General features: G+C 65.1%; 14 protein-coding genes. 10 read left to right on the top strand and 4 right to left on the bottom strand.

What is annotated here, in order from left to right:
- Nucleotides 1-2 precede the first annotated feature (2 nt).
- From DYI24_RS01445 to DYI24_RS01435, 3 genes are all read left to right on the top strand, one after another.
- Nucleotides 3-776: an ABC transporter ATP-binding protein gene (locus tag DYI24_RS01445; RefSeq protein ID WP_164570984.1), complete on the top strand. Its 774-nt coding sequence runs from the start codon at nucleotides 3-5 to the stop codon at nucleotides 774-776.
- A gap of 137 nt (nucleotides 777-913) precedes the next feature.
- A complete protein-coding gene (locus tag DYI24_RS01440) occupies nucleotides 914-1,807 on the top strand; it encodes an MlaD family protein (protein ID WP_107345653.1) in 894 nt (297 codons plus the stop codon).
- Nucleotides 1,808-1,995: 188 nt separating this feature from the next.
- Nucleotides 1,996-3,756 (top strand): ABC transporter ATP-binding protein, encoded by a 1,761-nt coding sequence (locus DYI24_RS01435; RefSeq protein WP_349627725.1) that lies wholly within the window; start codon nucleotides 1,996-1,998, stop codon nucleotides 3,754-3,756.
- A 102-nt stretch (nucleotides 3,757-3,858) separates the two neighbouring features.
- Here the strand turns inward: DYI24_RS01435 and DYI24_RS01430 are convergent, their stop codons facing one another.
- Both DYI24_RS01430 and DYI24_RS01425 read right to left on the bottom strand, forming a co-directional pair.
- A complete protein-coding gene (locus DYI24_RS01430; protein WP_164570983.1) occupies nucleotides 3,859-4,659 on the bottom strand; it encodes an NYN domain-containing protein in 801 nt (266 codons plus the stop codon).
- A gap of 161 nt (nucleotides 4,660-4,820) precedes the next feature.
- The gene (locus tag DYI24_RS01425; RefSeq protein WP_164570982.1) at nucleotides 4,821-10,898 is read right to left on the bottom strand and encodes an apolipoprotein A-IV repeat region-like domain-containing protein; all 6,078 of its coding nucleotides are present in this window, start codon (nucleotides 10,896-10,898) and stop codon (nucleotides 4,821-4,823) included.
- Between the two features lie 440 nt (nucleotides 10,899-11,338).
- Between DYI24_RS01425 and DYI24_RS01420 the strand changes: the two genes are divergently transcribed.
- Together DYI24_RS01420 and DYI24_RS01415 are read left to right on the top strand one after the other, a co-directional pair.
- Nucleotides 11,339-11,698, top strand: a complete 360-nt coding sequence (locus tag DYI24_RS01420; protein ID WP_164570998.1) for an Hpt domain-containing protein — start codon at nucleotides 11,339-11,341, stop codon at nucleotides 11,696-11,698.
- 96 nt (nucleotides 11,699-11,794) lie between these two features.
- Nucleotides 11,795-12,115, top strand: coding sequence for a 2Fe-2S iron-sulfur cluster-binding protein (locus DYI24_RS01415; RefSeq protein WP_011159492.1), 321 nt, complete (start codon nucleotides 11,795-11,797; stop codon nucleotides 12,113-12,115).
- 178 nt (nucleotides 12,116-12,293) lie between these two features.
- On the opposite strand, the gene DYI24_RS01410 is transcribed toward DYI24_RS01415, so the two are convergent.
- A complete protein-coding gene (locus DYI24_RS01410; RefSeq protein ID WP_107356641.1) occupies nucleotides 12,294-12,749 on the bottom strand; it encodes an acyl-CoA thioesterase in 456 nt (151 codons plus the stop codon).
- 161 nt (nucleotides 12,750-12,910) lie between these two features.
- On the opposite strand from DYI24_RS01410, the gene DYI24_RS01405 reads away from it, so the two are divergent.
- Both DYI24_RS01405 and DYI24_RS01400 read left to right on the top strand, forming a co-directional pair.
- Nucleotides 12,911-13,939, top strand: a complete 1,029-nt coding sequence (locus DYI24_RS01405) for an NAD(P)/FAD-dependent oxidoreductase (protein WP_164570981.1) — start codon at nucleotides 12,911-12,913, stop codon at nucleotides 13,937-13,939.
- A 174-nt stretch (nucleotides 13,940-14,113) separates the two neighbouring features.
- Nucleotides 14,114-15,391, top strand: a complete 1,278-nt coding sequence (locus DYI24_RS01400) for a chloride channel protein (RefSeq protein ID WP_164570980.1) — start codon at nucleotides 14,114-14,116, stop codon at nucleotides 15,389-15,391.
- A 26-nt stretch (nucleotides 15,392-15,417) separates the two neighbouring features.
- Here the strand turns inward: DYI24_RS01400 and DYI24_RS01395 are convergent, their stop codons facing one another.
- Nucleotides 15,418-16,458, bottom strand: coding sequence for a glycosyltransferase family 2 protein (locus DYI24_RS01395; RefSeq protein WP_349627724.1), 1,041 nt, complete (start codon nucleotides 16,456-16,458; stop codon nucleotides 15,418-15,420).
- A 163-nt stretch (nucleotides 16,459-16,621) separates the two neighbouring features.
- Between DYI24_RS01395 and DYI24_RS01390 the strand changes: the two genes are divergently transcribed.
- The 3 genes from DYI24_RS01390 to DYI24_RS01380 all read left to right on the top strand — a co-directional run bounded on the left by DYI24_RS01390 (nucleotide 16,622) and on the right by DYI24_RS01380 (nucleotide 19,984).
- Nucleotides 16,622-17,947, top strand: coding sequence for a glycosyltransferase family 4 protein (locus DYI24_RS01390; protein WP_164570978.1), 1,326 nt, complete (start codon nucleotides 16,622-16,624; stop codon nucleotides 17,945-17,947).
- Nucleotides 17,948-18,026: 79 nt separating this feature from the next.
- Complete coding sequence (locus tag DYI24_RS01385; RefSeq protein ID WP_349627723.1) at nucleotides 18,027-19,223, top strand: O-antigen ligase family protein; 1,197 nt, start codon at nucleotides 18,027-18,029, stop codon at nucleotides 19,221-19,223.
- An 89-nt stretch (nucleotides 19,224-19,312) separates the two neighbouring features.
- Entirely contained in the window at nucleotides 19,313-19,984 is a 672-nt protein-coding gene (locus tag DYI24_RS01380; RefSeq protein WP_164570976.1) for a DUF2147 domain-containing protein, read from the top strand.
- Nucleotides 19,985-20,181 lie beyond the last annotated feature (197 nt).

Raw genomic sequence — 20,181 nt, 5'->3', positions numbered from 1 at the left:
CGATGACGGGTGCGGCCGATCCGATCATCCGGGTGCGCGACGTCTCCGTGCAGTTCGGCGCGACGCGGGTGCTGAACGGACTCGATCTCGACGTCCGGCGCGGCGAGATCCTCGGCTTCGTCGGCCCTTCCGGCGCCGGCAAGTCGGTGCTGACCCGGACTATCATCGGCCTGGTGCCGAAGCTGAGCGGCAGCATCGAGGTGTTCGGCATCGATCTCGACAAGGCCAGCAAGTCCGAGCGGCGCGGCGTCGAGCGGCGCTGGGGCATCCTGTTTCAGCAGGGCGCGCTGTTCTCCTCGCTGACCGTCCGGCAGAACATCCAGTTCCCGGTGCGGGAATATCTGAAGCTGTCGCAGCGGCTGCTCGATGAGATCACCATCGCCAAGCTGGTGATGGTCGGACTGAAGCCGGAAGTGATCGACCGCTATCCGTCCGAACTGTCCGGCGGCATGATCAAGCGCGTGGCGCTGGCCCGCGCGCTCGCGCTCGATCCGGAGCTGGTGTTCCTCGACGAACCGACCTCGGGTCTCGACCCGATCGGCGCCGGCGATTTCGACGAGCTGGTGCGGACGCTGCAGCGGACTTTGGGTCTGACGGTTTTCATGGTAACCCATGACCTCGACAGCCTGCACACCGCCTGCGACCGCATAGCGGTGCTGGGGGATGGCAAGGTGATCACAGCCGGAACCATCGCCGACATGCAGGCCTCGCAGCATCCGTGGCTGCGTTCGTATTTTCACGGCAAGCGCGCTCGCGCGGTGGTCGGTTCGCCATGATCGGGACGCGTCAGGAAATTTCGACCGCCGCACTGCGGCTGCGTCGTTTTGCTTCCGCATTCTGCGCTCAAAGCCTGCCGCGTGGCGCGGCGGCTGATGAGCCGGCGGCGCCGCAGATTGGTTTGGAGTAGAGGCGAATGGAAACGCGTGCGAATTACTTCCTGATCGGGACGTTCACCCTCGCGGTGATCGCCGCGGCGTTCGGGTTCGTGCTGTGGTTTCAGAGCCTGCACACCACCAAGGCGCGCAGCCCGCTGCGGGTGGTGTTCGAAGGCGCGGCCTCGGGCCTGCGCAACGGCGGCAGCGTGAACTTCAACGGCGTCCGGGTCGGCGAGGTGGTGTCGGTCAAGCTCGACAATCCGCGCCGCGTGGTGGCGCTGGCGATGGTCGAGAACACCGCGCCGATCCGCAAGGACACCCAGGTTGGCCTGGAATTCCAGGGCCTGACCGGCGTCGCCGCGATTTCGCTGAAGGGCGGCTCGGAGACCGCGCCGCCGGTGCCGCTGGACGACGACGGCACCCCGGTGCTGACCGCCGATCCCGAGCTGCTGCAGGACATCTCGGAGTCGATCAAGGCGACCCTGCGCAACGTCAACCGCCTGGTCTCCGAGAACCAGGAGTCGGTGAAGACCTCGCTGGAGAATTTGCAGACCTTCACCTCGAGCCTGGCGCGCAGCTCCGACAAGATCGACAGCATCATGTCGCGGGTCGACGGCGTGATCGCCAAGACCGACAGCGTGATGCAGGGCATCGACGCGCTGGCCGGCGGCAAGGACGGCGGCGAGCTGTTCCAGGCTGTGAAGTCGTTCCGCGAACTCGCCGACAATCTCGACAAGCGCTCCGGCGCCCTGATCCTCGACGGCCGTCGTACGCTCGCCGACATCAGCCGCGCGGTGAACAATTTCGACCGCAACCCGACCCGGGTGCTGTTCGGGCCGAGCAACACTGCTCAGCAGGAGCAGCCGGCCGCAGCTCCGCCCACCGCCGCCCGCGCCGAACAGCCGCGCCCGCCGCGACGAAGGCCGCAGTAGGGCGCGAGCTTCGCGTCGAACAGACGGTCCTCAGCGAGGATTATCGTCATCCAGAGGCGCCCGCGCAGCGAGCCTCAAAGGATGACCTTCGCACGCTTGGTTGATTGTTTCGCCTGCGTCCGGCCAACCCACGCGATCATACCGGTTTCGCGAATCTGCCTTGAATCGTTTCAACCGATCGGCAGACGGTGGAAATCGCGATCTCTGACGTCTATTACAGCCCCTCCCTGGACAACGCTCCAACGCGCGAGGGCCGCATGAACAACGACAGTTCTGGTCCCAGCCCTGCCGTGGCGATACTGCGCAGCCATGCGCGAGAGGATTGGCGGTCGCTTTCGGTCGTCGTGGTCGTCGTCCTGATCTCCAGCGCAGCCAGCGTCGCGGCGCCGTATCTGTTTTCCCGGGCGATCGACCAACTGCCGAAGGACCACGCGTCCGGCGAACTGCTGTACGCGCTGTTCTCCTATGCGGCGCTGATCGGGATCGCGTCGGTGTTGAGCCGGGTGGTCCAGTATCTCTCGGTCATCATCTCCGAGAACCTCGGATATTTCGTCTCCACCGAGCTGTTCGCGCGAATCTTGCGGAAGCGCTCCGAGTTCTTCATCGAGCACAATCCCGCCGAGATCCAGAATGCAGTCGGCCAGGGACGAGGCGCTCTGACGACCATCGCGAACATCGCTCTGATCGTTTGGCTTCCGAGCGCGACCCAAGTCGGGCTGACGCTGGTCACGCTCGGCTATCTGCTCGATCTGCAGATCGTCCTCGCGGTCGCGGTCTACGGCGTGGTCGTCGTTCTCGTCACACTAGGCTCGACGCGAGGGTCGCAGCAACTTCTGGACGCTGCGATGGCCGCTAGCCAGGACAACGCCCGGTTCGCCGGCAACGCGATGAACGCGATGGAAACCTTGCGCCAGCTCGGTGGCTCGACCTGGATGAGCCGGCGCTTCGCCGATCGCGCAGCTGCCGTCAGGGACGGCTGGCGGGCCTACATGCTCAGGCGGACAGGAACTTCGGCTCTGCTCGGTCTTGGTCTCGCAGCCCAGTTCGCGATTAATTTCGCGCTGCTGTTACCGAAGTATCAGGCTGGGGCCGTCAGCATCGGGGACATCGTGCTGTTCAACGCTCTCCTGCTGCAGCTCAACACCCCGTTCGAAATGATCGCGCAGACCATGGACAGTTTCGCCCGATCGCGCGCGCAACTGGTGCCGCTGACGCGCTTCTGGAATGCTCCGGAAGAACACGACGATCGGTCGTCGGCTTCCTTCAGCATCTCCGATGGCACGATCATGTTCGAAGAGGTCGGCTACGATTACGGGAATGGGCGAGGCGTATCAGGTATCGGGTTTTCCGCCGGGCGCGGCACCATCACGTTCATCGTCGGCGAGACCGGCGCGGGAAAGTCGACCGTCTTCAAGCTCGCCCTGAAGTCCATTGAGCCGCAGCAAGGCCGGATCACGGTGGATGGCACCGAGATCCGGCAGATCGCGCGCGCCGATTGGTTCAAGATGATCGCGGTCGTTCCGCAGGAGGTGATCCTGCTCAACGAGAGTCTGGCGGACAACATCCTGCTCGGCCGGGAGCGGGACGAAGCGCGGTTGCGAGACGTGGCCAGCAAGGCCGCGATCCTTCAGCTGATCGAAGCCCTGCCGGAGGGGTTCGATACGGCGGTGGGCGAACGCGGTCTCAAACTGTCCGGCGGGGAGCGCCAGAGGATTGCGGTCGCGCGTGCTCTGTACGGCGCCCCGGCGATCTTGTTTCTCGACGAAGTCAGCTCAGCCCTGGATGAAGACACCGAACGGGACATCATGGACCACATCCGGGCGATTGCTTGCGACGTCACGGTGCTGGCAATCACCCATCGCCGATCGTTGCTGACGCCGATGGACACCGTAGTTGAACTCAGCGCGAGCCGGGTGGCCGGTGAGAAGCAGACGGTCGGCAGCCACTGAACGCAGTCGCCGCTCATCTCGGTGCAGCGGGTGGCACGGATCTATCCGATTGCCGGCGCAGATGCCCGCGTCGAGCTGGCGCGCGGATCTCGCGCCGGCCGTTCAGGACTCGGCGCCGCCCGTGGGCGGGTTCGGTCTCGCGGAGCGCCTCCGCCGGGATGTCGGCTTTTCGGCCGGAGGGCCGTGCGGCTTCAGGCGAATTCGCATCGCGTGGCCGCCCTGATGCTCCAACTCGAACGCGTTGGTCTTGCGAACGAGGTCGCTCAGCTTGCGGAAGCCGAAGGTTCTGGGATCGAAGTCGGAAGCCAGATTGGACAGGTGCTTGCCGACTTCGCCGAGCGACACCCAACCGTCTTCGCTCTCCATCTGCTTGATCACCCGCTCGATGATCGGAGTGGCCGCACTCGGCGGCTGAAGCGGTTTCGCCGTCGATGCCGTACCCTTGCTGTCGCTCGCTCCTGCGATCAGGTTCTCGGTGTAGACGAAGCGCCGGCACGCTTGCCGGAAACTCTCCGGGGTCTTCTGTTCGCCAAAGCCGAATACATCGACGCCTTGCTCGCGAATCCGCGAGGCGAGGCGGGTGAAGTCGCTGTCGGACGAGACCAGGCAGAAGCCTTCGAAACGGCCGCTGTGAAGCAGGTCCATCGCATCGATCACCAGCGTGATGTCGGAGGCATTCTTGCCGGTGGTGTAGGCGAACTGCTGCTGCGGGATGATGGCGTGTTTCGCCAGAATATCGGCCCAGCCCTTCGAGCGCGAGGTGGAGAAGTCGCCGTAGATCCGGCGAACGCTGGCTTCGCCGATTTTCGCAATCTCCTCGAACAGTCCGTCGGCGATCTTTGCCGATGCGTTGTCCGCATCGATCAGAACGGCAAGGCGAGGCGAGCGGTGTTCAGAAGGCATGGTGTGTTCTCGGCCTGATGCGGATCGGAAACTGGAGCGTGTCTCATCGTGAGATAGCGAGGCAGCCCCGCTTCCACAACGCCAAACGAAAAGCGGGGGCCGCCGGCCCCCGCTTTGGATCGATTACTTAAGCTGCTGCCCGGACCGGGCAGAGTGCTGTGTTACCCGAGCCGTCCCGCCGCGTGCGCCAGCAGGGTGTAGACCAGGCCGGTCTCGGACGAGAGATGACCGCGCAGAGCCTGCGGGGCGTTGTCGTCGCGGGCGACCTCGTCGAGCAGGCGCTCGAACTCGGCGATGTAGCGGTCGACCGTCTGCTTGAAGCTGCGCTCGCTGCGATATTTGCGAGCGACTTCGTCGAACGCCTTCTGGCCGGCCGGAGTGTAGAGCCGCTTGGTGAAGGACTTCGCCTCACCGCGCTGGTAGCGCTCCCACATCTCCAGCGCGAGGTTGCGGTCCATCAGCCGGCCGATGTCGAGCGACAGCGACTCCAGCGGATTGCCGCTCATCGCAGCCTGAGCCTGCTGGGCGGCGCGGCCGCGCGGCGGTTCACGCTCGGCGCTGGTGTCGGCGCGGTTGAGCAGCTCCGACAGCCAGCCGTCACGGCCCTGGTCGGCGTTGCTCGGCGCGACCGGCGGCGCTTCGGTGCGGCGCGGGCCGACCGGCATGCCGAGGTCCGGCGGCGGCAGCGTCGCGGCGCTGGATTCCCGGCTGCGCGGGGCAGGGCGGGCGGCGACCGTTTCGGCACGTCCAACGTTGGCGGCGGCCAGCACCGGCTCTTCCTCGCGGGCGGTCACGGTGGCGGCGCGGGTCGGCGTCACCACGTCCATACCGCGGCCGTGGCGGGCGACGATGCGGTTGAGCTCGGCGAGCGCTTCGATCTGGTCGACGATCACCTTGCGCATCTGCGCGGTGCTCTCGGCGGCCTCCTGCGGGATTTCGAGCACGCCGCGGCGCAGCTCCTCGCGGGTGGATTCGAGCTCGTGCTGCATCTCGGCGGCCATCTGCTTGATGCCCTGGACGATCGAGGTGAAGCGATCGGCCGATTGCTTGAACAGCGCGTCGGCTTCCTGGGTACCCTGCTTATAGACCTGATGCATCGCCTCGACGGTGAGACGGCGCTCCTGCTCGGCGGCGCTGCGCACCGCTTCGAACTGCTGCGTGATGCTGGCGGAGCCGGCACCGGCGGTTTCGGCGACGATCCGCGCGACGTCGCGGGCGCGCTCCTCGGCGGCGGCGAGCGATTCATCCAGCAGGCTGGTGAACCGGCCGAGCCGCTGGTCGAGATCGGCGGTGCGCAGATCGAGGGTCGTGACCAGCGATTCCAGTGCTTCCTTGCGATCGCTGACCGAGGTCGAGGCCTGGCGGTTGCTGTGCTCGAGCAGGTCGGCAGCCTCGGCCAAAGCGTGGCCGTGAGCTTCGAACTGCGCCGACAGCGCGCCGAGATCTTCCAGCGCCCGGGCGGTCTTGGTGTGGAAGCCGGTGAGCTGATCTTCCAGCGTCTGCGTGGCGGCACCGCTGCGGGCGTTGACCTCGTTCATCGTGGTGACGAAGTCGGCGACGCGGGTGACCAGCGCGCGCTCCAGCGAGTTGAGGTTCTCGTGGGCGCCGGTGAGCACTTCCTGCAGCAGGATGTTGCCTTCACGCAGCCGCTCGAACAGCGCCACGGTGTCGGTGCGCAGGATCTTGCTGGTCTCCTGCATCTCGGTGACCGCGGTGATCGAGACCTGGCGCGACTGTTCGATCGCCGACCGCGACGCGAGGTCGAGATCCTTGAGCGACTTGTTGATCGCGTTGGTGGCCAGATCGCCGGCGCCGGTGATCGAGCGGGCGACCTCGGTGCCGTTGGTCAGGATCGAGTTCGAGAAGGTCTTGCCGCGCGACTCGATGGCGTTCAGCGCATCGCTGGTGACGCGATCGATTTCGGTGGTGAGCTGGCTGGTCTTGCCGGCGATGGCTTCGACCAGCACGCCGCGCTTGCCGTCGATGATCAGCGACAGCCGTTCGGCCTGCTGCTGCACGTAGCCGACGATCTCCTCGCTCTTGGCGGTGATGGTCGAGCCGAAGCTGCCGCTGGCGGCGAACACCGAACGCTCGACGTCGGCCGAGGTCGACTTGATCTTGGCGCTGACCTCGTTGGACATCGCCACCAAGGTGGCCTGGGCCGCCGAGGCACTGACCTGGATGTGGTCGGTGGTGTTGGCGGTCACAGCCGACAGCGTCTGCTCGATCTCGGCAGAGAGCGCCTTGATCTGGCTGGCGGCATCGACCGAGCTGGTGGTCAGCGTTGACTGCACCTGGCGGGCGCTGTCGAGGATGGTCGAGGCGGTCGCGGCACCGACGCTGGTCAGCGTGCGCTCGACATCGATCGCCAGCGACTTGACGTGGTTGGCGGCTTCGCCCGACGCGGTGGCCAGCGAGGTCTGGGCCTCACGGGCACTCGCCACGATCGAGTCGGCGGTGCTGCGGCCGGCAGCCACCAGCGTGCGCTCGACATCGGCGGCGATCGAGCGGACCTGATCGGCCGACTCGGTCGAAGTCGACACCAGGGTGGTCTGGACTTCGCGCGCACTGGCCAGCAGCGTGCCGGCGGTTGCGCTGCCAGCGGCGGTCAGCGTGCGCTCGATGTCGCTGGCCAGCGATTTCACCTGGTTGGCGGCTTCGGTCGAGGTCGCCACCAGGGTGTTCTGCGCTTCACGCGCACCGGCCACGATGGTCTCGATGGTGTTGGCGCCCGAAGCGGACAGCCGGCGTTCGACGTCGGCGGTGAGGGTCGTGACCTGGTTGGCCGCTTCCGACGACGCCGCGACCAGCGTGCGCTGGATGTCGTCGCTGAGCGATTTGACCTTGTCGGAGGCTTCTTCCGAGGCCGACACCAGGGTGGACTGCGCCGACCGGGCGCCGCTGAGCACGGCTTCGGCGGTGGCGTTGCCGGCCGCATACAGCGTGCGTTCGATGTCGGTCGACAGCGAGCGGATCTGGCCGGTGACTTCGGACGAAGCCGACACCAGCGTGGCGTGAGCCTCGCGGGCGCTCGCCAGCACCGAGGCCGAGGTAGTATCGCCGGCACCGGTGAGGGTGCGTTCGATGTCGACGGCGAGCGACTTCACCTGATTGGCGACGTCGGCCGAGGTGGTGGTGAGGGCGGTCTGGGCCTCGCGAGCGCTGCTCAGGACCGACGCGGCGGTGCTGCCGCCGGCTTCGGTCAGGCTGCGCTCGATCTCCGAGGCGAGCGACTTCACCTGGGTGGCGACTTCGGTCGAGGTCGAGGTCAGCGTGCTCTGCGCTTCGCGCGCGCTGCCGAGCAGCGACGCAGCCGCATGGCCGCCGACTTCGCTGAGGGTGCGCTCGATGTCGGACGCCAGCGACTTCACCTGAGTGGTGACGTCGGTGGAGGTCGCGACCAGCGTGGTCTGGGCCTCGCGGGCGCCGGCCAGCACGGTAGCGACGGTGGCGGTGCCGGCAGCCGACAGCGTGCGTTCGATGTCGTCCGACAGCGAGCGGAACTGCATCGCGGCTTCACTCGACACCATGGTCAGCTTGGCCTGGGCTTCGGTGGCGCTCGACACGACGGTGGCGGCCGCGGTGGTGCCGACCGTGGTGAGGGCGCGTTCGATCTCCGCCGAGGTGACCTGAAGCTGAGCGCCGACATCGTTCGACACCGACAGCATCGAGTCGCGTGCCGACTGGGTGCTGCTGCGGATGGTGTCGCTGGTGCTGACCACCAGATGGGTGAGGGTGCGTTCGGCGTCGGCGACGTTGGTCTTGATGCCCTGCGACAGCTCTTCGGCACGCGCCATCAGCATCTCGCTGGCCTCGCGGCCGCTGCTCTCGAACCGGCCGGCGACCGCTTCGATGCGCGAGCCGAGCAGGTCTTCGAACTGCGACACGCGGAGGTCGACGTCGTTGATCACCGCAGTGACGCGGTTCTCCAGGCCGTCGTGGATCTCCTGGAAGCGTGCGCTGACGGTGGTGCTGAGATTGGCGGTGCGGCTGTCGATGGTCTCGGTGACCGCGCCGATGCGGCGGTCGATCGCGTCGATCGCCTGGGCGGTGCCGTCGGTGAGCGAGTGGGTAAGGTGGGTGAGCCGGGAGTCGATCGCTTCGATCGCCTGCACGGTCCCGGTCGACAGCGTGGTGGTAAGCGTGGTGATGCGGTCGTCGATCACTTCGACGGCGTTCGCTGCGCCGGTCGAGAGCGTCGTGGTCAGCGTCGCGATGCGGCCGTCGATGATGTCCGCCGCGCTCGAGGTGCCGGTCGACAGCGTGGTGCTGAGCTGCACGATCCGCGAGTCGATCGCTTCCACCGCGTTGGCGGCGCCGGTCGACAGCGTAGAGGCGAGCTTCTCGATGCGGCCGTCGATGTTGCCGGTGACGGCTTCGGTCCGGGTATCGAGGATGCGTTCGAGCGAGTTGAGGTGATTGCCGACGGTGTCGTCGAGTGACTTGAGGCGGTTGTCGATCGTGCCGTCGAGGCTGCCGACGCGGGTGTCGAACAGGCTTTCGAACTGATGCAGACGGTCGTCCAGCCGCGCGGTGATTTCGCCGGAGCTGCTCGCGACGCGCTGATCGAAATTGTCGACGTAGGTCTTCAGGGTCTCGTTGATGTCCTGGGTACGCTGGCCCATCCGCTCGACGATCTCGCCGCCGAACGTCTTCACAGTACGGTCGAATTCGGAGATGTGGCGGGTGATCAGTGCGCCGAGCGTGCCGCTGTCGCGCGCGAACTTCTCGGCGAGCTCGGTGCCCTGCTGCTTCACCAGGTCGTCGAACGCGCTCATTTGGATGCTGAGCGTGTCGTGGGTCGCTTCGGTCTGGCTCACCACCTTGGCGACCAGCGTGTTGACGGTTACGTCGAGCGCTTCGCTCGCCTTGTCGCCGCTGGTCAGGATCTGATCGGCGAGGCGATGGCCGGCGTCGTCGATCTTGTTGACCAGATCGGTGCTGCGCAGCTCGAGTTCGAGCAGCAGCGAGTCGCCGGAGTTCTTCAGCGAATCCTGCACCTGCTCGGTGCGCTCGGAAATGCCGTCGATGATGGTCGAGGAGCGCTGCTCGAAATCGGTGGTGATGCGGTCGAGCCGCTCGTTCATCATGTCGTGGACGCGATCGGCGAGTTCGACGAACTCGGCGTGCACGTGGCCGGTCTTGAAGTTCAGGCTGGTGGTCAGCCGCTCGCTGGCGTCGAGCACCGCGCGGGTGGTCTCGGCGCTGGCTTCTTCGAGGCGGTCGAGCAGTTCGCCGCCGCGCTCACCGAGCGCCAGAATCATGTTGTCGCCGGCGTGGCTGAGGGCGCTAGTGATGTGGGCGCCGCGCTCTTCCAGCGCGCTGGTGATGCTCTTGGCGACTTCGTCGACGCGGCTGGCGATTGCGTCGGAGATCAGCGCGATGTCGTGGCGGAGGTCGATCTGCACGCCGGAAATGGCGCTGCGAACCTGCTCGGCCTGACCGACCAAATTGTCGCGCTGATGCGCGATGTCCTGCAGCAGCGCGCGAATGCGGACTTCGTTGTCCGAATAGGCGCGCTCAAGCGCCGACACTTCGTTGGCGACCAGCGCTTCCAGTTCGCTGGCGCGCGCAATCGCACGCTCGACGCCGTCGCCCATCGCGGCGACCTCGCGGCGGATCGCCTGACCGACGGTTACCACCGAGTCGCTGGCGGCGATTTCAGGTTCGGAAAAGCGGATCGCGACCTGCGCCATCGACTGCGCGATCATCCGCAGTTCCTGGCCGCGCCACGCGAGGCTGGCGAGGAAGTAGAACAGCATCACCGGGGCGAAGAACAGCGCGGCGAGGCCGGCGAGCGCCAGCGTTCCGCCGCTGCCCTGGCCGACCAGCGCCTGCAGGGCGGGCAGGAAGCTGACGGTCAGAATGATGCCGCCGAACACCCAGACGCCGGCGAAAATGGTGGCGAGCGTATAGACGTTACGGGTGGTGCGACCCTTCTGCAGCGACTGCAGCAGCTGGCCGATGGTTTCGCGGTCGTCGTTGGCGGGGCGGCTGGCGAAGCTGCGCTCGGCGGCCGGCTCGAAGCTCGGCGTCGGCGGCGTGATCCGCGGCTCCCCGGCCAGCTCCGTCAGCTCGGAGAAGCTGGGCTCGGGGTTGTCCGAATTTGGCACACTTTCCTTTGGCCCGGCGGCCTGATCGTCACCGGCCGGAGGCGCATCGGGGATATTCAGGGCTTCCTGAATCGCCGACAGCGCGACTTCGGTCGGATCTTTGATCTTCTTAGGATTGTTCGCCATCTTGATTTACGCCCTTGTTACGCATCCGGGGACGTCGGTTCAGTGGAGACCGCAGAAAGGCCCCTCGGTGCTCCCCCAGCACGGCGAAGTTGAACCCCATTCCCACCGCGCTTTTGTCCGCCACTTCCTGAAACATCCTATTGGCTGGATCGCGCGAATGAAATGGTTTGGATTAAGACTTTCTTAATCATCGTTAACGGCATACCCGGCTAAGCCCTTCGGAGGACGTAAAAATCCTACCGGCCCGAGCGGTAACGGTGGCATTTTAGCGACATCATCGCGGCAACTCGGCGACGTTGTGCCAAAACGGTGCGGCTGCACCTGCAAGGATGCGTTAACTAGACTCGTGGTTCGCTTCTCGGCCTGGATTGCCGAGATGTGGAAAACCGCAATTCTGTGCCGAGGTGAACGTGCCGATACAGGTCGAACGGATCGAATGGATGCCATCGCCGCCGCTGGTTCCGGACTTCGAGCCGATCGATGACGCGCATCTTTATAAGATGACGCTAGGCGACGCCGCGCTCGAGCGCGAAGTGCTGCTGCTGTTCACCGCGCAGGCGGCGAGCCTGATGGCGCTGCTCGCCTCCTGGCCGGCCGACGCCGCCGCGCTCGCGCATACGTTGAAGGGCTCGGCCCGCGCGATCGGGGCGTTCGCCGTGGCGGAAGCCGCCGCGAGCCTCGAGGACGCCTTGCGCCGGGGCGAGGATGCGGCGGAACCGCTCGCCGTATTGGAAGCTGCGGTCGATCATGCCCGGGCCGCGATCGACGACCGCTTCAACCCGACTCGTCCTGGCTTTTGAAAGGCGTAACGGCTGGCGGAACGTCGGCCGAGACGCTATAGGACTGGCGCGTCAGCCCATAATTCATAAAACGAGCAAAGCGTCCGACGAGCAATCATGGCCAAGATTAACTTCGTTGATCACACCGGTGAAACCCGCACTGTCGAAGTCGAAGAAGGCGCGACGGTGATGGAAGCGGCGATCCGCAATGCCATCCCTGGCGTTGAGGCAGAATGCGGCGGCGCCTGCGCCTGCGCGACCTGCCACGTCTATGTCGACGAAGCCTGGCGCGAGAAGGTCGGCGGCCCGTCGCCGATGGAAGAAGACATGCTCGACTTCGGCTACGACGTGCGCCCTAACTCGCGGCTGTCGTGCCAGATCAAGGTCTCGAACGAACTCGACGGGCTGATCGTCACCACGCCCGAACGCCAAGCCTGATTTCCGCTATTGCTATCGGAGGCGTGTCGCGCGGTCTGCTGCGCGACAGTCTCTCGTATGAGTTTGTTTCTCAGAACTAAGCCTGCCGCGCTCAGCGCGGCGGCTGTCCGGTTCGTTGGGCGCGCGCAGCCGCCATTCGTCTCGGCCGATTCAAAGCTCAGCAGCAGCGCAGCTGATATCAATCGTGTTCGATGCCGCGGCGCCACCACGGCCCGAGATTGGTGATGATCTGTTCGGTTAGCGGCGTCGGCTTGCGGCTGCTCTCGTCGACCAGCACGGTTACGGCGCGCGCCGAGGCGACGCAGACGCCCTCGGAAAACACCACCTGATCGAAATGCGTCGACGTGCGCCCGAGCTTCACCAAGCCGAGCCCGAGCTCGATCTTGCCCGGCCAGTGCAGTTCGCTGCGAAAGTGAATATCCAGCCGCACCAGCACCCAAGATAGTCCCGGCGGGATCAGTCCGGCGTTCGGATCCTTCATCAGCGTGACCCGGCCGGTCTCGAAATAACTGGCGTAAACCGCGTTGTTGACGTGGTTATTTGGGTCGAGGTCGGCGAAGCGGACGTTGTCAGCGAGACGGAAGGGGAAATCAGCGAGCTGCGGCAGCGCGTGGTCACGAGATCGTGCGGTCAAGGGCCATTCTCCGGGCTTTTTAGAACCATTGAACGCAAAACTTGCGCTAGAACAAGATACCAATATCCATTTATGTCTTTTCTCCCCTGCCGGCCTTGGTTAGACAGGCCGCGACCGGACCGCCCGCGTCCGAACATCTTCAACTGACAAAGAAAACAAAGATGACCGAAACGATCAAAACCGATGTGCTGATTGTTGGCGCGGGTCCGTGCGGACTGTTCGCCGTGTTCGAGCTGGGCCTGCTGGACGTCAAAGCGCATCTCGTCGACATTCTCGACAAGGTCGGCGGCCAGTGTGCCGAGCTCTATCCGGAGAAGCCGATCTACGACATTCCCGGCATTCCGATGGTGACCGGCCACGGCCTCACCGAAGCGCTGATGGAGCAGATCAAGCCGTTCAACCCGACCTTCCATCTCAGCGAGATGGTCGAAAACGTCGAGAAGATCGGAGACCCCGGGTTCCGCGTCACCACTAACGCCGGAAAGGTGTTCGAATGCACCGTGCTGGTGGTCGCGGCCGGCGGCGGCTCATTCCTGCCGAAGCGTCCGCCCGTGCCGGGCGTCGAAGCTTATGAGGGCACTTCGGTGCACTACGCCGTGCGCAAGATGGAAGACTTCCGCGGCAAGGATATCCTGATCGTCGGCGGTGGTGACTCCGCGCTCGACTGGACGCTGAACCTCAACCCGATCGCCAAGAGCATGACGCTGGTACATCGCCGCGATGACTTCCGCGGCGCGCCGCATTCGGTGGAGCAGATGCGTCAGCTCGTCGCCAGCGGTAAGCTCGATCTCAGGATCGGCCAGATCACCGAGCTGCAGGGCGACAACGGCCAACTCACCGGCGCGACCGTGAAGCTGAACGACAACACCGTGTCGCAGATCAAGTGCGACGCGATGCTGCCGTTCTTCGGCCTGACAATGAAGCTCGGCCCGGTTGCAAATTGGGGCCTGGATCTGGAGAACAACCTGATCCCGGTCGATACCGGCACGTTCGAAACCAACGTCCCAGGTATCTTCGCGATCGGCGACATCAACACCTATCCGGGCAAGCTGAAGCTGATCCTCTCGGGCTTCCATGAGGGGGCGCTGATGGCGCAGAAGGCCGTCAAGTACGTCTATCCGGACAAGCGCGTGGTGTTCCAGTACACCACCTCGTCCACCAATCTGCAGAAGAAGCTGGGCGTGAACTAAGAACGCCGACTTATTTGATCCTTGAAGAGCGCGCCCGGTGGGCGCGCTCTTTTGTTTTGAGGCTATCCCGCGTAGGTCACGTCAAAGTGACGCCGGGGTGCGCTGGACTTGCCTGAGCGATGGGCGTCAAGAAAGACTTCTCGTTCAAGTCTTTCCGAGCTGCTGATCCCGGCAATGAAGTTCGCTCTGTCCCATCGCCACAAGCGTATCCTGATCATCGCATCCACGCGATCGCGGCGGCGGGCGATCTTTCTGCTCGGTGGCGTCGTGGTCGGCGCCGCGGCGGCAGTGTTGGCGCAGCTTGCCGATTGGGCGCAGCTTGTCTTTGCCGACCTGCTCGGCCACTCGCGTTACCTGCCGTTTGTGGTGACGCCGCTCGGCTTTCTGCTGTCGGTGTATCTGACCAACCGTTTTTTCCAGAATGCGCAGGGCAGCGGCATTCCGCAGGCGATCGCGGCGCGCCGTCTCACCGACCAGACCGCGCGGGCCAAGCTGGTGTCGCTGCGGATCGCAATCGGCAAATTCCTGCTGACGCTGTTCGGCCTTCTGGTCGGTGCTTCGGTGGGCCGCGAGGGGCCAACCGTGCAGATCGGTGCCTCGATCATGTTCGCGCTCGGCCGCTTCTCGCCGCGCCGCCAGCCCGGGCTGATCCTGGCCGGCGCCTCGGCCGGCGTCGCCGCGGCATTTAACACGCCGCTGGCGGGCATCATCTTCGGCATCGAAGAAATGAGCCGCTCGTTCGAAACGCGATCGAGCACGCTGATTATTGCGGCGGTGGTGGCGGCTGGCCTGACGTCGATCGCTCTGCTCGGCAACTACACGTATTTCGGCACCAGCGCGATGGGACTGCGCGGCGGCATCGATTGGCTGGCCATTCCCGCGTGCGGCATCGTCGGCGGAGCGGCCGGCGGCCTGTTCATCCGATGTGTTGTGGCAGCCGGCGCCAGCACGGCGTTCAATCGCCGTCCGTTGATCGTGGCGCTGCTCTGCGGCCTGGCTGTTGCGGTCTGCGGTTTCGTCTCCGGCGATACGATCTACGGCACCGGCTACAGCCAGGTGAAGACGGCGCTGGAGAGCGGCACGGCGCTGCCTGAGGATTTCGGCGTGCTGAAACTCTTTGCGACGACGCTGTCCTCCGTCAGCGGGTTGCCTGGCGGCATCTTCTCGCCCTCGCTCGCCGTCGGCGCCGGGCTTGGCAGCAACGTCGCGACGTTGTTTCCGGCAACGCCAATTGCGGCGATCATGCTGCTCGGAATGGTGGCTTATTTCTCCGGCGTTGTGCAGGCGCCGATCACAGCCTTCGTCATCGTGATCGAGATGACCGACAACCACGCGATGGTGATCCCTCTGATGGCCGCCGCCCTGATCGCCTACGCGACCTCACGGCTGATCGCCGAGGAAGGAATCTACCACGCGCTCGCCAAGCGTTTTGTGCAGCCTGCAGCGAAATAGTCTGATGTGACCGAAGACGCTGCGACTTACTTTGCGATTAGCAGCTTGGCTGCCCTTAAGGGGGCGAGCCTGAGCAGCAACCAGTATAGTTTCAAGCGCGAGATTCCCGGCGCATCGTGGGGTAGGCGCAACAGATTGAGCACTGCCGCCTGCGCGAATTTGCGCTCGCCGGCCGTCAGGGTGCGAAGCTGCGAGGCGATCGCGTCCAGATCAATCGCCGAACGGGGGATGCGGGCTGCGGCGGCCGGGTCGGCGAGCTCCAGCATTCGGAACAGCCGCGAACTGTCGCGCTCGAACGGGCCGGGGCTTGCATCATACCACTCTGGCGGTGCGGCGAGCGCGGCCGAGGGGTCGGGCTGCCCGGCTTGGCGTGCGGCGGCGGCGAGCTTGGCGAGGCGGGCGGAGTAGATCTGGCGCAGCTGTCGCGTGCGGGTGACGCTTCCGCCGTGTTCGCGGTAGCGGATCAGGAGTTCCGGAAGGATCGCGAGCTCGCCGATATCAGCGAGTCGGAGCCAGAAATCGTAATCCTCGCCGGCCTCGAAGGCGGCGTGGTAGCCGCCGACTCGGCGCGCCGCTTCGGCGCGGAACATGACAGTCGGATGGATGAACGGGCTCTTCTTCATCAGCGTCGCCCGTAGATCGTTCGGGTTCGGGCGCATCTCGCGTCCCTTCGGGTGGCCGTTCTCGTCGATGATGGTGGCCCAGCCGCCGAGCAGCACGACATCGGGGTGGGCTGCCATATAATCCACCTGCCGGGCCAGCCGCTCAGGCAGAGCGATGTCGTCGGCGTCCAGCCTGGCGATCAAGGGGGCGCGTGCCGCGTACAATCCGCGATTGAGGCCAGCCACCAGACCATCGCGGTGCTGGGTGAGCACGGCAATGCGCGGGTCGGCTGCAGCCGCGTCAGCCAGAATTGTGGGGGTCGCATCGGCGGAGCCATCGTCGATCACCAACAGCTCGAAATCGCGGAAAGTCTGATTTTGAACGCTGTGGATCGCCTCGGTGACCCAGCGTTCGCCGTCGCGCACCGGCATGATCACCGAGACTTTGGGCTGCTCCGGCGGCACGCCATCCCTCATTGCTGTTCCGCCCTGGAAGGCGGGCGGCGAGGAACTTAGACTGCGGGCGGGCTGGCAATGCAAGCGGCCGGCATTGACGCTGCAAAGCCGGACCCGCTAGACCCGCCGGTCAGCGGCCGAGGGGCCGATCTCGGAAAAGACGGACAGCACCTTGGATCAGACCGCCGACCGGCACGATCAGCCCTGGCTGTGGATGGACGTCTCGACCAGTGCGCGGGCGCGCTCCGGCCAGATGAACGGCACCCTCCGGGTTGAACAAAGTTACATCCGCGCATTGTCGGCCGAGATGGCTCCAGCGCTGCGGTTCTGCCGCTACGACCCGCTCCGTAACGACTACGTTGCTGTCGCGACTCCGCCCGACCTGAGCGGCAAGCCGGTCGCCGGCAAGGCCAAGTCGAAGCAGGCGAGCGGGATCGCCGCCGTCCTCAAGCCGATCGGCAAGTCCGTTGAACGCACCGTCAAGACCGCAGTCCGCGGCGCGACGGCGTCGCTGCTCCGCAAGACCAGCCAGGCTGAGGCGCTGCCGAAACTTGGAGGGGACGGCCTCGGCGAGGTGCTTTTTCTCGCTGGTGAGAACTGGTCGCGGGTCGACTTTGCCACGGTTGCCCGGATGCGCCGCGAGCGCGGCACCAAAGTGGCGGCGCTGTGCCAGGACTTCATCCCAGCCGTCGCGCCGCAGTTCTTCGCCGGCGGCGATTTCGTCACCAAGTTCGACGCCTACGCGCAGTTCCTGATCAAGGAAGCCGACTTGATCGTCTCGATCTCGGAGGCGACCAAACGCGATATTCTCGGCTACGCTCAACGCCACGGTGGGATGCGCGGCGCTGTCGAAATCGTGCATCTCGGCGCTGACATTCCTGCACCGCAGACGGCGCGGCGACCCGAAGCGCTGACCGATACGCAGGCCGCGCGCTTCGTCATCAGCGTCTCGACCATTCAATCGCGCAAGAATTTTGATCTATTATACCACCTCTGGCACAGGCTCACCGAGCAGAACACGCCCGACCTGCCGACGCTGGTGATCGTTGGTCAGCCGGGGTTCGGCAGCAGTGATCTGTTGTGGCAGATCGCCAATGATCCGGTGACTGCCAGCTCGATCCTGCATCTGCCGCGCGCCGGCGACGATGAGCTGGCGTGGCTGTATCAGCACTGCCTGTTCACGCTGTACCCGTCGTTCTATGAGGGGTGGGGGTTGCCGGTATCTGAAAGCCTCGCCTTCGGCAAATACTGCCTGGCCTCCGATGCCTCGTCACTGCCGGAAGCCGGCGCAGGCCTTGCGCGTCACCTTGATCCGCTTGATTTCGCTGCTTGGCGAGCCGCCGTCCTTGACCTGATCGCGGCGCCTGAGCAACTTGCCCACCACGAAGCCGCGATCCGCGCCCGTTATCGTCCAGTGACCTGGGCCCAATCGGGAAAGCGACTCGCCGACGTGCTACGCGGCCTGGCCGCGACGGGGTCCACCGCCCACCCCAGATAGAGGTCTTATGGTGTCAGTTGTCGCCCATTCGTCACCGTCCCATTCGGTGTTTGACCGGAGCCGTGCCTGGCTATTGGCGGTGAAAGCGCCCGAGCGGTTATTCGTGCTGGTGATGTGCCTAATGTATGTGATGCACAACATCTGGCTGGCCCGCACCATCTTGTGGTTCTTGGTGCTTCCGACCCTGCTGATCACCGCCCTGCCGCTGCGCAATCTGACGCCGATCATCAAATCCGGTGTTTTTCTCGCCTCGGCTGCTTTCCTCGGCGTCATCATCGCCACGTCGTTGTTCGGTGATGGCGTATCAGGATCGCTGCTGTGGAAGAACATCCGTTACGTCGCAGCGGTGCTGGTGTTCATCACCATCGTGGCTCATCTCGCTAGCCGCGATGGCGATTTTCTTCGCCTGCTGTTCCTGTGGCTTGCGCCCGTGGCTGCGCTGGCCGCGATCCGCGACGTCGGCACGTTTAGCCATTGGTCGGTGACGGAGATGCTGACGGTGCGGTTGCAGGGCACCAAGGGGCTCAGCCTGTACTACAATTCCAACGTCGTCGGCCTGATGTACGCGATGCCGTGTGTCGGCGCGGTGGCGATGATGGCAACCCGCCGTCTGCGATCCTGGCAATTTGTGTTGCTGTTTGTTTCTGCGCTGGTGCTTCTCGCAGCGGTGCTGCTGTCGGGCAGTCGAGGTTCGCTGATGGCCGCGCTGGGTGGCATCGGAGTGGCGGTGCTGCTCGCAGCCAATTGGCGGATCGCGGTGGCGGTTGCGGGGTTGCTGGCGATCGCGGCGGTCGCTGCCCTGCTGACGCCGCTTGCCGGTGAATTGGTGCAGCGGAAGGACAGTCTGCGGTTCGAGCTGTGGCCGGTGTATCTGCACATGGTCACATTGAAGCCGTGGCTCGGCTATGGACTTGCGTTCGACACCAGGGTCATCCTGCCGAATGGCATAGAGGTGATGAACGGCCACAATATCTTCATGTGCGCGGCGGTCCGCGGCGGTGTTATCGCGGCGCTGGCGTTGGCGGCAGTGGTCCTGGCCGCTGCGGCGAGCGGATGGCGGGCATTTCGCAAGTCCGGCGAAGTGACCGCGCTGGCGCTACTCGCATCCTGCCTGGCAGCGAGCGCTGTCGACTACGAGATCATTCCGAGCGATCTCAACTATCTCTATATCCTGTTCTGGCTGCCGGTTGCGATCTGCCTCGGCGCGGCCTTGGCGACACTACGGGTTCCCGCTCAGCGACCTGCTACGCCGCCGGCTGACATCGCTGTGTCATAGAATCGATCGCGAACCGCCGCGCTCTGCTCACTGGATTGCCGGATCGATCCGCCATATTGTCGTCCCATCGCGGTGTTTCAGGTGTTGCTATGATCACACATCGACCGACTACACATCGACCGATCCGATTAGTCGCGCAGGCCGCTGTCGCGGCTTTCGCGCTGTTGCTATCCGCGGCCGCCCCGTCGGTTGCCGCGGAACCGACCGCCGCCGGCCTCTGGCAACGCACTGACACCGGCAAGCCCGGCGGCAAGCCGGTGGTCTGGGTGCTGATGCTCGATCGCGGCAACAACATGTATGAGGGGGTCGTCGCCAAGAGCTTTCCGCAGGCCGGACAGCCCAACCTGACGATCTGCGAAGAGTGTGAGGACGATCGCAAGAACCAGCCCATCCTCGGCATCTCGCTGATCCGCGACATGAAGCGGAAGGGCCGTGTCTATGAGAACGGCAACATCCTCGATCCGCGCAACGGCGACGTGTGGAAGGCGATGCTGACGGTCAGCCCCGATGGTCAGACCCTGACGCTGCGCGGCTATCTGATGACGCCGGCGCTCGGCAAGGACGAAGATTGGTTCCGGCTGCCCGACACCGCGATCTCCCAGCTCGATCCGGAGATCGTCACCAAGTTCATGCCAGAGCAGGCAGCCATGCAGGCAGCCCAAGCCGGCAAGCCGCCGGTGGCTGCGCCTGGAACGGCCGGCAAGGCCAAGGCTCCGCCGGCCCCGGCCCCGAAGGGCGGCGCGATGGCGCCGGCGAAGTAGCGCTCACTTCCTGAAATCGGACGGTCAGAGATTCTCAAGCTTGCAAAGAGCGCTCTCCGCGGAGGGCGCTCTTTTCATTTGCCGGAGGCGGAGCCTCGTCGAGTCTGACCGCTCTCGTTCCAGAAGCGGTTCGACCAAACGATGCCTACTCAGCGCGCTGAGGAATGACGCCGGGCGGCGGGGGCAGCGGCGGGCGG

This window comes from Rhodopseudomonas sp. BR0C11, assembly GCF_010820945.1.
Classification (GTDB): Bacteria; Pseudomonadota; Alphaproteobacteria; order Rhizobiales; family Xanthobacteraceae; genus Rhodopseudomonas; species Rhodopseudomonas palustris_H.
Note: the sequence above shows the minus strand (reverse complement) of the source record. Positions and strands in the feature narration are given on the sequence as shown.

Excerpts from the sequence above, each read along its gene's own strand:
- DYI24_RS01445 (WP_164570984.1), top strand. The coding sequence starts at position 3 with ATGACGGGTGCGGCCGATCCGATCATCCGGGTGCGCGACGTCTCCGTG.
- DYI24_RS01440 (WP_107345653.1), top strand. The coding sequence starts at position 914 with ATGGAAACGCGTGCGAATTACTTCCTGATCGGGACGTTCACCCTCGCG.
- DYI24_RS01430 (WP_164570983.1), bottom strand. The coding sequence starts at position 4,659 with ATGCCTTCTGAACACCGCTCGCCTCGCCTTGCCGTTCTGATCGATGCG.
- DYI24_RS01425 (WP_164570982.1), bottom strand. The coding sequence starts at position 10,898 with ATGGCGAACAATCCTAAGAAGATCAAAGATCCGACCGAAGTCGCGCTG.
- DYI24_RS01420 (WP_164570998.1), top strand. The coding sequence starts at position 11,339 with ATGCCATCGCCGCCGCTGGTTCCGGACTTCGAGCCGATCGATGACGCG.
- DYI24_RS01415 (WP_011159492.1), top strand. The coding sequence starts at position 11,795 with ATGGCCAAGATTAACTTCGTTGATCACACCGGTGAAACCCGCACTGTC.
- DYI24_RS01405 (WP_164570981.1), top strand. The coding sequence starts at position 12,911 with ATGACCGAAACGATCAAAACCGATGTGCTGATTGTTGGCGCGGGTCCG.
- DYI24_RS01400 (WP_164570980.1), top strand. The coding sequence starts at position 14,114 with ATGAAGTTCGCTCTGTCCCATCGCCACAAGCGTATCCTGATCATCGCA.
- DYI24_RS01380 (WP_164570976.1), top strand. The coding sequence starts at position 19,313 with ATGATCACACATCGACCGACTACACATCGACCGATCCGATTAGTCGCG.